Origin of the sequence: Paraburkholderia sediminicola (genome assembly GCF_046027825.1) — a bacterium.
GTDB classification, from domain to species: Bacteria; Pseudomonadota; Gammaproteobacteria; order Burkholderiales; family Burkholderiaceae; genus Paraburkholderia; species Paraburkholderia sediminicola_D.
On the sequence record NZ_JAQQDU010000092.1, the window covers coordinates 17,947 to 32,236 of the forward strand.

Here is a 14,290-nt window from a genome sequence, read left to right on the forward strand (position 1 = left end):
GACTTTGTGCTTGAACATTTCTTACTCCCGGTATGAGGATTCTTCACATGAGCCTCACCGTCGCCGGCGTATCAATACGCTGACGAGATGAGGTTGCCGCTGACAACAGTGGCCTGTCCGCCTTTCCAGCCAGAACGCTAACGAAAATGCCACCAACACCCGGGTGAGTCGCGCGAGCGACGCAACCGTCTTCGTGCTCTTACGCGACGATCTTGTGGGGTGAAATCTGCTTCACGCCCATTTCCGCCAGTGTTTCCTCGATCGCCCTTACCGCGCTGCGCATCACATTGCGGTCGATGTCACCAATGCATCCGACGCGGAACGTATCGACTTCGGTCAGCTTTCCTGGGTAAAGAATGAAACCCTTGGCCTTGACCTTTTCGTAGAACGTGCGGAACTCGTAAGCCGGATCCTCCGGCGCGTGAAACGTCACAATGATCGGCGCCTGTACATCGCGAGGCAGGAACGTCCGAAAGCCCAGGTCCTGCATCCCGCTGACCAGGGCGTCGCAATTGGCCTGGTACCGTTTGCCGCGTGCGAGCTGACCGCCCTCGGCCTTGAACAGATCCACGGCCGTGCGCAATGCGGCAACAACTGACGTCGGCGGCGTGAAACGCCATTGCGACGTTTTTTCCATGTAATCCCACTGATCGTAAAGGTCCATGGACAGCGAAGCTGAATTGCCCTGGCACTTTTCCAGCGCCCCACGCCGGATGATCACGAAGCCCATTCCAGGGACCCCTTCCAGGCATTTTCCCGAAGCGGCCACGAGCGCATCGAACGGTGTCGTGCGGACGTCGATCGCGATTGCGCCGAACGAGCTCATTGCGTCGACGATGAGTCCCTTGCCAAGCCGCGCGCAGGTCTGCGCAATGTCCTGCAAGGGGTTGAGGGTGCCCGTGCCAGTCTCGCAATGCACCTGCGCGACATGGGTGATCGCCGGATCGCGCCTCAGTGCCTCTTCGATCATGGCACCGGTCGGCAACTTACCTTCCTCGATCGGCAATTCGACAACGGCCCGGCCCATGTACTCGCAGATCCGCACAACGCGCTTGCAGTACGCACCGTTTTGCGGCACGAGCACCTTGCCGTCGCGCGGTACCAGCGTGCCGATTGCCGCCTCCACCGAGAAGGTGCCGCTTCCCTGCAGCGGTACGCAAACATGCGTGTCGCGCCCATGCACGATGTCCACCAGATCGGCGCGCAGGCTGCGGGTGATCGAATTGAAGTCGGTATCCCACGATCCCCAATCGCGCAGCATGGCACTTTTGGTGATCAATGATGTTGTCAGCGGGCCCGGGGTAAGAAGAACGGGATCCAGTTCATCATTCACGATTGTCTCCGTACTGTTAGTAGATCTGATAGATGTCATGCCTTGTCGGACTTTCCGGCCGCTTGCGCCAGGCGGCTGAGCGCCACATCGAAGAACCAGGGTTTAGCGCCAGCGTCCTCCGCGCTTTCCTTGCGGCGAATCGCGTCACGTACGACAAGTGAACCAACGTAGCGAATCGGTTCCGGCGGAAACACACCGCGCGGCCCACGCACGAGCGGTGAACGCGTCCATGCATTGTCGAGACCGAGTACGAGTGACGACAGGATCTCGCCGCCCATATAGCTCGGTCCGACGCCGTTGCCTGAATAGCCGAAACCGTAGAAGACGTCATGCCGTTCGTCGAGCCGACCGAAGAACGGCAATCCTGTGGCCGAGCGATCTGACGGCCCGTTCCAGCTTGCGGCAATCGGCACCGACGCGAGCTCAGGAAAGAAACCGCTCAGATCGCGCGCGAGCGCCGCCCGGTATGGCGAGGGTTGATCGAACACCGGCAGCACGCGGCCGCCATACGCAAAAGTGTTGCCGCCCTTGCCGAGCATCAGCCTGCCATCGGGCGTGGTGCGGTAGTAGTAGACAAAGGTCCGTGAATCGAGCACCGACAGACCGTTCGTGAGTCCTACGCGCTCGAGAACTTCAGGTGCGCGTTCGGTGATGATCATGTCGCTCGACACGAGCGCAATGCTGCGCTCGAACTGCGGAAAGGTTTGCGCCATCCACGCGTTGATCGCCAGCACGACGCGCTTTGCGCGAACCTCCCCGTACGCGGTGCGGACCAGCGGACCAGGCACATAACTCAGCGATTCGAATGCGGTCTTCTCATACAACCGCACGCCCATCTCCAATGCGACGCGCCGCAGTCCGCGCACGAGCAATGCGGGCTGCACCGTCGCGGCGACAGCCGAGAAATCACCGGCGAGGTGTCGCTTCGACCCGGCACGCCGGCGGACTTCTTCGACGTCGAGACTCACGAATGAGCCCATGCCGCGTTCATCTAGCGCTGCTTTAACGGCTTCAGCGCTGCCAATCTGAGCGGCACTCGTCGCGGTATATAACGTACCGTCGACGCGAGTCTGCGCATCGATTCGATGCTCGCGGCAGAAGGTCGCGATTTTATCGACCGTCTGGCGCGAAGCCTCTACGAGCCGTAGTGCCTCACTTTCGCCGAATAGCCGGCGCAGTGTCAGAAAACGGGTTTCCCAAGTCAGTAAGCAGCCACCGTTACGGCCGCTCGCACCCGCACCGCAGATGTCCGCTTCGATCAGCACGACATCCAGATGGGGATTGGCGCGCTTCAGTTGCAGCGCTGTCCAAAGACCGGTAAATCCACCGCCGACGATGCAAACATCGGCGCTCACCGCGCCCTGCAAAGCCGGCGCATCAGACGCTTCGCCGCGCAATGCCTGTTCAAGCCAGAAAGGTCTCATCGCTATGTCCTGTTTGCTCTTCCGGTGTGCGTTATCGGCTGCGCGACGTATAGCGCCAGCGCTGTGTGCGCGCCAACAGCAAGCGATTCACGAGCGCATACAGCACACACACCAGAGCCGAGGTGACCACGATCAGCGTTGCCATCGCCGCAGCCGGTCCGATCTGTCCGGCCTCATCGAGATTCAGGATCGCCACCGACGCCGGTTGCGTACCCGGTGAGTAAAGGAAGGCAACTGCCGAGATCGTCGTCATGCCGTTAATGAAGAAATAGCGGCTGATTTCAAGAATGGCCGGCAAGCACACAGGCACGGTGACGCGAAAAAACGTGACGTAGAACGGCACTTTCAACGACGCGGATACCGCCTCGAACTCGTTATCGATCTGCTTGAGCGCGGTAATGGCGGTCAGATGGCTCGACGAGTAGTAATGAATGATCGTGACGATGGCGAGAAGCGGCAGCGAGCCGTAGAGAAAATTGAGCGGATTGGCCGGATGATTGAAGAAGAAGATGTAACCAATTCCGAGTACGAGACCCGGCACACCCATCGGCAGAACCGCGCACAGATTGATGACCGGGCGCAGCCAGTCCATGCCACGCGTCTTTTCAACCAGATAGGCACCGCCAAACACGAGCGTGGTGCCCGCTGTCGCGACCAGTGCCGCCATTTCCAGGCTGTTCTTGTACGCGCCAATGATGCCTGCGCCAATGAGCCCCATCCGGTAATGACTCAAGCCGAGCGTCAGGTTGTACGGCCAGAAGTGGACAAACGAGCCATAAATCGAAATTCCGACAATCGCCATCATCAGAAGACACACGACACTGCAGTACGCCAGCATCGCCATGTCGAAGCCACGTGATCGCTTGGGTTCGTACGGCACCGAGCGCGCGCCAAGCAGCGAACGCTGTTTGCGCCTGACGAAGAAGTCGGTAGCGAAACTGAGGAGTGCCGGCAACAGCAGCAGGATGCTCACCACCGCACTGGTATTGAAATCCTGAAGACCGACAATGAGCTTGTACACGTCGGTGGACAGCACGCTATATGAGCCGCCGATCACGATCGGTACGCCAAAGTCGTTCACACAGATGGTGAACACCACCATCGTCGCGCTGATCAGACCATACTTTGCGCCGGGCAAGGTGATCGTGAAAAACTTGCGCAAACGGGTCGTGCCCATCGCGTCGGCGGCCTCATACAGGCGGCCGTCCGTCAACGACAACGCAGTGATCAGGATCATCAATACGTGCGGCATCGACGCGTACACCAGACTCGCGATGATCCCAGGTGCGCCATAAATGCTGTGGCCGGCCATCCAGTGCCGCAGCAAACCTGCGTTGCCAAACCAGTAGATAAACGACACCGCCGACAGCAGCGTCGGCGCGAGCAGCGGAATCAGTGCGATGTTGCGCACGAGCCCCTTGAACGGCATGCAACTGCGCGTTAAGGCATACGCGAACGTGAAGGCGAGCGGAATCGTAATCGCCGTCACCGAGACAGCAACAAACAACGAATGTCCGACCGAATTCCACAGCGCCGGAGTCCGGAAGTACGACGTGAAATTGGTAAGGCCGACGAACCGCCCATCACGATCCTCGATGCATCTCATGATCACCATCGTGAGCGGCGCAAGCAGGGCCAGCAACAGAAAACACCCCATTAACAGCATGCCCGCATGGCCGATGCGATCCTGCCAGTGGGTACGTTGCCGCACTTCGGTAAGCATCACGTCCTTTCCTGGTTCGGTGAGTGTCGTACTCATTGCACCCTCCGCTGGTCTTCACCGAAGATTCGCACGCGGTCGCCCAGGACAGCGAGATTAAGCGCCGAGCCTTCCTGCAAGTCGAATTCGGTCATATCGTGGTACGACAGGTCAGCCAGCACTTCGGTCCCGGTCATGCCGTCCACCTGAACGCTGACCCGGCAGAACGCCCCGAGAAATTCCATCTTCTCGATACGGCCGCTCAGCGTGTTGCCGGCTTTCGTGTCGACGCCTCGCACGACGAGATCCTCCGGGCGCAGGAACAGCGACACCCGCGAACCGCCCTTGAGCGACTCGCTCACCTTCACGCAGTTCAGGCCGACATTACCCACCTGGATCGCGCCGTTCGCGCTCACGGTGGCCGGCAGAATATTGGCCTTGCCGACGAAGTCGGCAACGAACGGCGTGGCGGGCTCGCGATAAATCTCGGTCGGGGTGCCGATCTGCTCGATCACACCCTGATTCATCACCACGATGCGGTCGGCCATCGAGAGTGCCTCCTCCTGATCGTGCGTCACCATGATCGTCGTCACCCCGAGACGCTGCTGCAGTTGGCGGATCTCCTGGCGCAGACGGACCCGCACCCGAGCATCGAGCGCAGACAGAGGTTCGTCGAGCAACAACAGACCAGGCGACGTAGCCAGCGCCCGCGCAAGCGCAATGCGTTGCTGCTGACCACCGGAGAGTTGACCGGGATGTTTCGGACCGCTATCGGGCAGACCGACGAGCGTGAGCAATTCGGCCACACGCTCGCGGATCACCGCTTTGCCCGCCTTCCGGTTAGTCAGACCGTACGCGACGTTCTCCGCCACCGTGAGATTCGGAAACAACGCGTACGACTGAAACACGATGCCGTAGTCGCGCAGCATAGGCGGCAGCATGGAAATGTCCTTGCCGGCCTGCGCGATGGTGCCCGCGCTTTGCGTCTCCAGCCCCGCGATGATCCGCAGCAGCGTGGTCTTGCCACAACCCGAAGGGCCCAGAAAACAGACCATTTCCCCCTTGAAGATCGTCAAATTGACATCCTTCAGAACCGGGGTCGAACCGAACTGCTTGTGAATCCCTTCGATGCGCAGGTAATCCGACATCGTCATCCTCCTGGAAATTACTGTTCCGCCGCCGTGCTCTGGCCCTTGCAACTCATAGCCGTACAGCGCCTGCACTTCCTTACTGACACGGTGACTGCAGCCTCACGGTCCCGTGGTCTCCTCTCGCAACGATTGCAATCGGGCAGAGCACTCATCCGGCTTGTTCGCACGGTGGCCTATCTGGCCCCATGCCTAACAACTCCACGGTATGTCGCGCTGGCAAAGGGCTTTGCGGACCTTTTAACCGTAGAGTGTTTTTTGCTTTCTGCTTGTTGTTGACAATCTACGATTCACGAAGTTTAATGTCAAGCATGCAAAAACACTTTTCGATGACTCCCGTGGAAACCCCTACCCGCCTCGCATCCATCGGTCTGCTGCAGAGCCACTCCCTCCCGCTGCTGGTGAGGGATGAGATCGAACGGATGCATACCACTCACTCCGAAACCCAACGCATCGCAATGCCAGTCTCAACCCTCACCTGATCACTCAAAGGGAAACCTCATGAACACGAACACTCAAACTATCAATGTAAATGGGCGTAGCTACCGCTGGATGGACCAGCCTCTCGTCGTGGTCTGCGTCGACGGTTGCGAATACGACTATTTGACGGAAGCGGCTCGCGCGGGGGTCGCTCCGTTTCTGGCCCAGATTCTGGAAAACGGCGCCGCGCTCAAAGGCGACTGCGTCGTACCGAGCTTCACCAATCCGAACAATCTGTCGATCGTGACAGGCGTGCCGCCCTCCGTGCACGGCATCAGCGGAAACTATTTCTTCGACCGCGAGAGCGGTGCCGAAGTGTTGATGAACGACCCGAAATACCTGCGTGCGCCGACCGTGTTGGCCGCGTTCGCCGACGCGGGCGCAAAGGTCGCGGTCGTTACCGCGAAGGACAAGCTGCGCCGCCTGCTTGGCAACAAACTGAACGGTATCTGCTTCTCGTCCGAGAAAGCAGATGAGGTGACCCAGGCCGAAAACGGCATCACGGGTGTGGTGGAGCTTGTCGGCAAACCGGTACCGGATGTGTACAGCGCCGACCTGTCCGAGTTCGTATTCGCGGCTGGCGTTCGTCTCCTCGAGACCCGCCCCATTGACCTGATGTACCTGTCGACCACGGACTACGTGCAGCACAAGTGCGCGCCGGGCAGCGCCGGGGCCAACGCGTTCTACCAGATGATGGACCCCTACTTGCAGCGTATGGCCGAACTGGGCGCCACCATCGCGATTACGGCGGACCACGGCATGAACGACAAGCACGACGCGGCCGGCAAACCGAATGTGATCTATCTGCAAGACGAACTGGACGCATGGCTCGGCGCCGGTGTAGCACGCGTGATCCTGCCGATTACCGACCCGTATGTCGTACACCACGGCGCCTTGGGCTCGTTTGCCACGATCTACCTCCCGCCTTCGGTCGATCAGGCTCAAGTCCTGGCAAAACTGCGCGAGCGCACCGGTATCGAGCTGGCACTAGCCGGCGCTGAGGGCTGCGAGCGTTTCGAGCTGCCGCGTGATCGACTCGGCGACATCATCGTGGTCTCCGGGCGCCATGTCGTGCTCGGCACCAGCGAATCACGCCACGACCTGTCAGGTCTCAATGCCCCGCTGCGCTCGCACGGTGGCCTCTCCGAACAGACTGTGCCGCTCCTTTTCAACCGTCCGGTAACGCGAGCCGTGTCTGAGCGAAAGCGTCTGCGCAACTTCGACATCCTCGACCTCGCGCTGAACCACCTTCAATAACTATCAATACCCCTCTTTCACATCAGGAGACAGCATGAATGCCATCGTGGAATCGCGGCCATCTTTGCCGGTCCGTCATGAAGCCCTTCGAATCTGCGGAGAACAGATCCGACGCGACCAGGTCATCGAGGTTCGGAATCCGTATAACGGCGAGCTGGTCGGCACCGTGCCTAAGGCGACGCTCGCCGACGTCAAGCGCGCCTTCGCGTACGCCCATGCCTACCGCGCAAAGCTCACCCGCTACGAACGCTCGCAGATCCTGCGACGCGCAGCCGAGATCGTGCGGGAGCGCACCGAAGAAATCTCCGCCCTGATTACCGCCGAAGCCGGTCTGTGCAGGAAGGACTCCCTGTACGAAGCGGGCCGCGTCAGCGACGTGCTGATCTTCGGTGCGAACGAGGCGCTCAAGGACGACGGCCAGGTGTTTTCCTGCGATCTGACGCCCCACGGCAAGAAGCGGCGCGTCTATACACTGCGTGATCCTCTGCTGGGCGTGATTTCCGCCATTACGCCGTTTAACCACCCGATGAATCAGGTCGCACACAAGATCGTGCCATCTATCGCGACGAACAATAGGATCGTGGTCAAGCCGTCGGAAAAGGTGCCGTTGTCCACCTATCTGCTCGCCGACATCCTGTACGCCGCCGGCCTGCCTCAGGAAATGCTTCAGGTCCTCACCGGCGACCCAAAAGAGATTGCCGACGAACTCATCACCAATGAGCACATCGATCTGATCACATTCACCGGAGGCGTACCAATCGGCAAATACATCGCCGAGAAAATGGGCTACCGGCGTGCAGTGCTCGAACTTGGCGGTAACGATCCGATTATCGTGATGGAGGACGCTGACCTCGACGAGGCCAGCACGCTCGCCGTGTCGGGCTCGTACAAGAACTCCGGTCAGCGCTGCACGGCGGTCAAGCGGATGCTGGTGCATGAAGCTGTGGCCGACCGTTTTGTCGAGTTGCTGGTGGAAAAGACCCGCGCGGTGCGCTATGGCGATCCGGCAGATCCGGCCACCGATATGGGTACCGTCATCGACGAGGCCGCCGCAAAGTTCTTCGAAGCGCAGGTCAACGATGCGGTGAGCCGCGGCGCGAAACTGCTGTACGGCAACATTCGAAAAGGCGCGCTCTATTCGCCGACCGTCCTGGACCACGTGACGCCTGACATGCCGCTAGTCAAATACGAAACCTTCGGACCGGTGTCACCGGTGATCCGATTCCGCGACATCGACGATGCGATCCGGATTTCGAATTCGACCGACTACGGACTGTCGTCCTCGGTATGTACGAATCGTATGGACTACATCACACGTTTCATCGCCGAGCTCGAAGTCGGTAGCGTCAATGTCCGCGAAGTACCCGGTTACCGGCTTGAACTCACGCCGTTCGGCGGCATCAAGGACTCGGGCCTGGGTTACAAGGAAGGTGTGCAGGAAGCGATGAAGAGTTTCACCCACGTGAAAACGTACTCGTTGCCCTGGAATTGAGTATCGATCCTTCCCGGTGTCGCCGGCAAGCGTCGGGAACATCGGGAAGGTCGACACTATGTTTACGCCTGCGCCGTCTGGCAGGCTTTATCGTGCGGTGCTGCCAGACGATTGCATCGCTTGCCTCAACGGGGCGCGACCCAGCCATGAACACGCATGAGAAATGTTTACGCTCCTTGATCGAGAAATGGCTCTCGCCCACGCCCGCGATGGCCGTGCGCGTCATTCGCGCCAGTTGCACTCGCTCGAACTGCAGACGCTACGTGCGCGTCGAGACGTTAGGTCCACGCGGCCCGTTTGCCATGTTCTTCTTTCAGCATGAAGATGGCTCGTGGCAGGTTTTTCCTCCTGAAGCGCAACGGCCAGCGATAGGTGCATATCAGTATGCTGCGTAACGCGAATGTGATTTTCTCGTAACGCAGTACGCCAAAGCGGCCTTTTGCTGAATTCAGATTTTTTAACCGGGAAATCCAGCAATGACTAATGACAGACAAAACGGAACTGAGACGCGACACGTCGCTCCCCCGCGAGAGCCGGGCAACACGGGAGCCAACATGGCGACAGAAGATCGTCGAGAAAGCATGGCAAACAATGGCCGGACCAACTGGGCCTGGGCACACGGCCGGGCGGGCTACGACTGGATGGATTCGCACTACCTCTCAACTGATTTCGCTGAGGCACAGGTGCAAATTGTGGAAATAACCGAGTAAATCCATTTCCACCTCACAATCATTCGGCGCGGAACCGGCTTCGACAGCGGCGCGCGACGCCCAGAACATTGCCCACTGCTTACTTCGAAAGACTCCCGACATGTTCTCCTCCATTCGCGCGCGCATCGTCGCCCTGTGCGTCGCCATCGTTGTGGTCTCGCTCGCTGCTAACGCGGTTCTCAACTACCTCATCGCCAACTCGTATAACAGCGATGCGATCGAAAGCAGTCTGGACGCTGTCGAAAGCGGCCATACAGATGGTATCGAAGACTGGATCGCCGCCAATAGCCAGATGATCAACTCGCTGCAGGACGCCGTGCTGCAACCCGATCCACTCACCGCGTTGAAGCAGGTCGCCGCCGCCGGCAAGTTCACCAACGTGTATGTCGGCTACGCGGACAAGACCTGGAAGTTCACCGACCCGACCGGTATCCCGCCCGATTACGATCCGACCGGCCGCCCCTGGTACAAGCAGGCTGCTGCCGCCGGTAAACCGGTCGTGACACCGCCGTATGTGGACATGGGCACGGGCAAGCTGGTGGTCTCGTTCGCCGTGCCCGTGGTGCGCGACGGCGTGGTGAAAGGCGTGGTGTCTGGCGACGTCGCAATGGACAGCGTGATTGCCAACGTCAAGACGATTCACCCAACGCCCGCGAGCTTCGGCATGTTGATCGATACGAGCGGTCATATCGTCGCGCATCCGGACGCCAGGCTGACCTTGAAGCCCGTAACGGACCTCGCACCCGCGCTCACCGGCGACAAGCTGGCCGCGCTCTTCAGTGCCGGGCACCCCGTCGAAGTCGACGTGGGCGGCAGCACGAAGCTGCTGCGCGCCGAGGCCATTCCCGGCACCGACTGGTACGCGGTCGTCGCGCTCGACAAATCGGAAGCGACGGCGGGCATGCGATCGCTGTTGACCGCTTCAGTGATCGCCTTGATCGTGATCGCCGCCATCGCCGCCGCAATCGTGGCCGCGGTCACCGCCGTGTCGTTCCAGCGCCTCTCGAAAGTACGTGATGCGATGGACGCAATCGGCTCCGGCGAAGGCGATCTGACTCAACGTCTGCCGGTCACTGGTAACGACGAAGTCGCGCAGATCGCGCGCTCGTTCAATACCTTCATCGACAAACTCAGTCACGTGATGCGCCAGATTCGCGATGCCAGCGATTCGGTGCGTGTGGCGGCGAATGAAATCGCCGCGGGCAATGTGGATCTGTCGAGTCGCACGGAATCCGCTGCGGCCAGCCTGCAACAGACCGCTGCGTCGATGGAAGAAATCACCTCGACGGTCACGCAATCGGCCAGCGCCGCGAAACAGGCCGACGACTCCGCCGTGTCCGCGTCGAAGGTCGCCTCGCGCGGCGGCTTAGTGATCTCCGAAGTGATTACGACGATGGGCGAGATCGAACATGCCTCAGTGAAGATCTCCGACATCATCGGCGTGATCGACGGTATCGCGTTCCAGACCAACATCCTCGCGTTGAACGCCGCGGTGGAAGCCGCACGCGCCGGCGAACAGGGCCGCGGCTTCGCGGTGGTGGCCGGCGAGGTGCGCAGCCTCGCGCAACGCAGCGCGCAGGCCGCGAAGGAAATCAAGGCACTGATCGAAGCAACTGTTGGGAGTGTGACCTCCGGTTCAGGCCAGGTTCGCCAGGCGGGCAAGACGATGACGGAGATCGTCAGCAACGTCGCCAACGTGACGACCATCATTTCCGAAATCACCCAGGCGGCCAACGAGCAAACGCGCGGGATTCAGGAAATCAACCGCGCGGTCAGCCAGCTCGACGAAATGGTTCAGCAGAACGCCGCACTGGTCGAGGAATCCACGGCGGCCACCGCCGCGTTACAAAGCCAGGCCGTGAGTCTTGCCGGCGCCGTCGCGCTATTCAAGCTGGACTAACGTGCCCCCTGTTGCGTGCCTGAGTCGCCGCCGTGGTGATTGTTGCACCCACTCAACCAGGTCCCTCTTGGGCCACGCTACTGAGGGCCGCCGAACCATCCGGGCGGGCTTCCGGCAGACGTCGAAATGTGTTTTTTTAGCATATTGACTGCTTTTTTTTGCATCCACTAGAGTGGATTTCATGCGTCGATACAGACGATAAACAGACTTCCAGAGGAGATCTTTGATGACCAATTCCACATATGCGGTGGCCGCTTCCGAAACGGGCGATCCGCTATTGCTGACCCCAGGGCCGCTTACTACGTCGCGCACCGTCAAGGCGGCGATGGTGCACGACTGGGGCTCGCGAGACGCGAACTTCGTCGAGATCAACAGATCGGCGCTCACACGCCTCGCCGAGATCGCGAACGGCGCGGGCGACTGGGTGACGGTGCCGATGCAAGGTTCGGGCACCTTCGCGGTCGAAGCGATGCTGACAAGCTTTGTACCCGCAGACGGCACCGCGCTGGTGTTGATCAATGGCGCCTACGGCAAGCGGGCGAAGCGCATCCTCGAGATCGCGCGGCGCAAGACGCTGGTCTACGAGACCGCCGAGGACACGCCGCCCGACCTCAGTGAGATCGAGGCGATCCTCGCGCGCACGCCCTCGATCACCCACCTGTTCGCCGTCCATTGTGAGACCACGACGGGCATATTGAACCCGATCGCGCAGCTTGGCGCGCTCGCGGCGAAGTATGGCAAGAGTTATCTGGTTGACTCGATGAGCGCGTTCGGCGCGCTGCCGCTCGACGTGCGGTCAATGCACATCGACGCGGTAGCTGCCTCATCGAACAAATGCATTGAGGGGGTTCCCGGCCTCGGTTTTGTGATCTGCCGGCGCGAAGCGCTCGAGCGGACGCAGGGTAATGCAACTACGCTGGTGCTTGATCTGTACGACCAATGTACCAACCTGGAAAAGACCAGCCAGTATCGTTTCACCCCGCCGACCCACGTGATCGTCGCGTTTCACCAGGCGCTCGAGGAGTTTGTCGCCGAAGGCGGTGTGGCGGGTCGCGGTGCACGCTACCGAAACAATTGCCGGATCCTCCTTGAAGGCATGCGCGCCCTCGGCTTCAGGCCGCTGCTGCCGGAAGCGCTACAGGCCCCCATCATCGTCACGTTCCATATGCCCACGGATCCGCGTTTCGTGTTCCAGCGCTTCTACGACAGCCTCAAGCAACGCGGCTTCGTGATCTATCCGGGGAAACTGACCGTGGCCGAATCGTTCCGGATCGGCTGTATCGGCCGCATCGGCGAGCCGGAGTTGCGCGCGGCACTCGCAGCGATCCGGGCGGTACTGGACGAGATGGGTGTGACCGGACTCAGCGCCCAAACGGCTTGAAAAAGAGCACTGCGGAGTACGCTACACCGCGCCGCCGCAGCGGCGAATGGCTGCTGGTTCGACGTCGCGATCCCGTCCACGTCGAACCAGCCGTTCGTTGGAAACGAGCCGATACGGGAACTTGTGCTGACGCAGGGAGTGGGTCGAATGAGACACCGGCAACACTGAGCGACTCCTATTTGCGAGTGATGCTTCCTTTGGTTAAAGACTTCATTCATATCTCACAGTCATGGCATCGTTTATCTGTACAGCACCGCGGGCACAAGCGATTGAGCTATCCACTGCCACGCTTGTCGATTTGTCGCTCCGCAACCATCTTTGCTTCTTTTCCTTACGCACGGAACACGGTACGGCTTTCCATCTCGGGACAATCGTTCGAACGATGTTCGCTTCTTTCTTCCTGCTCGAGGCAGGGTTCGGCATTGGCGAGATGTCGTTGTTTCCAGAAGTCGACATCAAGCTGGGCGAAGCAGTCCTGTCTATGAGTCCGGAACGGCCGTGGAATCTTACGGCTAACGCCATTGAGCCGACTGCGAGACTTCTCAGACTCTACGACAGTCAACTTCAGACTGCGCCCCTCACCGAGTTGGTCGCAGCGCATCAGCGCGCCGAACGAAACTTCCAGACACCACCTCATGAGCGGCTGTCAATCGCAGCACTCGTGCAACGTTCGAGACTGGATACACGGCATTCTGCCCTTCAGAGTAAACAACACACCGCCCAGGAGGCCAACGCGGAAGCAAGCGTATGAGCGGCCTTCGAATCGGGAGGTGTGGCTTCGGTCGGCGCACGCCGATCTGCACCTTCGGTGACTCAAGATACAGGGGCACCCCCCGGCCTGAACGACTAACGAATGACGTACCAATCCAACATGAACGCCCTGAAAATGTATTTGGTTGCTGAGGAAGCATTCGACCCAGCGAGTCGCTATCAGGCAAATGTGAGCCAGGCGAAGCCGCGTTCGCAAAATGCATACACCACGCTGCTACGAGCACCGGCGGCAACGCTGGCCGGGAGCATGGCAGACCGCGACGAAATTCAATCGGTCGCGATTCTTGGGTATAACTGAGCGGCGGCGGTTCAACGGACAAATCGCGCGCCCCATCACCTCTGTTTCTGCAATCCCGGAAATAGCGTCAATGCATTCCCTGGCATCGTAACCGCACGCGTCGCGTGCGGTTAGCGTGGGCGTTTCATCGCAACACTTACCCAACCCGGCGGCTAACCTGACAGTGCCTTTCGGATCAAGGCTGATCCGAGAGAATAAAGTCCGTCACGCGGTGAATTTGCAGGCCGTTGTTTCGGCTCATCAATACCTCCATTCCTATATTTTAGGCTATTTCAAATAGTGGAGTGGGTAATGCGGCTTACGGGGCATGTGGGTTGAAGGCTGAGAAGTCGAGCTTTCCGGCGATGAGGAACAGCACGGTGCGCATGGTTTTGAAGCTGGCGTACCCGCGCGCCTC

At 59.9% G+C, this 14,290-nt stretch carries 11 protein-coding genes; 7 read left to right on the forward strand and 4 right to left on the reverse strand.

From position 1 onward, the window contains the following. Positions 1–199: 199 nt before the first annotated feature. Genes PQQ96_RS33755 through PQQ96_RS33770 form a run of 4 tightly spaced genes read right to left on the reverse strand, consistent with a single transcriptional unit; the run spans position 200 to position 5,604 of the window. Positions 200–1,372 carry a 2-aminoethylphosphonate--pyruvate transaminase gene (locus tag PQQ96_RS33755; RefSeq protein ID WP_408300552.1) on the reverse strand — a complete coding sequence of 391 codons (1,173 nt, stop codon included), beginning with the start codon at positions 1,370–1,372 and terminating at the stop codon, positions 200–202. Next, positions 1,369–2,757, reverse strand: coding sequence for an FAD-dependent oxidoreductase (locus PQQ96_RS33760; protein ID WP_408300554.1), 1,389 nt, complete (start codon positions 2,755–2,757; stop codon positions 1,369–1,371). Before PQQ96_RS33760 ends, PQQ96_RS33755 begins: the two co-directional genes overlap by 4 nt. A 31-nt stretch (positions 2,758–2,788) precedes the next feature. Then, on the reverse strand, positions 2,789–4,516 hold the full coding sequence (locus PQQ96_RS33765) for a putative 2-aminoethylphosphonate ABC transporter permease subunit (RefSeq protein ID WP_408300556.1): 1,728 nt from the start codon (positions 4,514–4,516) through the stop codon (positions 2,789–2,791). Further along, a complete protein-coding gene (locus tag PQQ96_RS33770; protein ID WP_408300558.1) occupies positions 4,513–5,604 on the reverse strand; it encodes a putative 2-aminoethylphosphonate ABC transporter ATP-binding protein in 1,092 nt (363 codons plus the stop codon). The genes PQQ96_RS33765 and PQQ96_RS33770 overlap by 4 nt, the downstream gene beginning before the upstream one ends. Positions 5,605–6,105: 501 nt before the next feature. Between PQQ96_RS33770 and phnA the strand changes: the two genes are divergently transcribed. The 7 genes from phnA (at position 6,106) to PQQ96_RS33805 (ending at position 13,893) form a co-directional block, all read left to right on the forward strand. Continuing rightward, positions 6,106–7,341 (forward strand): phosphonoacetate hydrolase, encoded by a 1,236-nt coding sequence (gene phnA / locus PQQ96_RS33775; RefSeq protein WP_408300560.1) that lies wholly within the window; start codon positions 6,106–6,108, stop codon positions 7,339–7,341. 34 nt (positions 7,342–7,375) lie between these two features. Further along, positions 7,376–8,833: a phosphonoacetaldehyde dehydrogenase gene (gene phnY / locus PQQ96_RS33780; RefSeq protein WP_408300562.1), complete on the forward strand. Its 1,458-nt coding sequence runs from the start codon at positions 7,376–7,378 to the stop codon at positions 8,831–8,833. 554 nt (positions 8,834–9,387) lie between these two features. Beyond that, the gene (locus PQQ96_RS33785) at positions 9,388–9,543 is read left to right on the forward strand and encodes a hypothetical protein (RefSeq protein ID WP_408300563.1); all 156 of its coding nucleotides are present in this window, start codon (positions 9,388–9,390) and stop codon (positions 9,541–9,543) included. Between the two features lie 100 nt (positions 9,544–9,643). Further along, positions 9,644–11,443: a methyl-accepting chemotaxis protein gene (locus tag PQQ96_RS33790; RefSeq protein ID WP_408300565.1), complete on the forward strand. Its 1,800-nt coding sequence runs from the start codon at positions 9,644–9,646 to the stop codon at positions 11,441–11,443. A 226-nt stretch (positions 11,444–11,669) separates the two neighbouring features. Continuing rightward, on the forward strand, positions 11,670–12,824 hold the full coding sequence (locus PQQ96_RS33795) for a 2-aminoethylphosphonate--pyruvate transaminase (protein WP_408300567.1): 1,155 nt from the start codon (positions 11,670–11,672) through the stop codon (positions 12,822–12,824). Between the two features lie 229 nt (positions 12,825–13,053). Further along, complete coding sequence (locus tag PQQ96_RS33800; protein WP_408300569.1) at positions 13,054–13,575, forward strand: hypothetical protein; 522 nt, start codon at positions 13,054–13,056, stop codon at positions 13,573–13,575. Positions 13,576–13,677: 102 nt separating this feature from the next. After that, on the forward strand, positions 13,678–13,893 hold the full coding sequence (locus PQQ96_RS33805; RefSeq protein WP_408300571.1) for a hypothetical protein: 216 nt from the start codon (positions 13,678–13,680) through the stop codon (positions 13,891–13,893). Positions 13,894–14,290 lie beyond the last annotated feature (397 nt).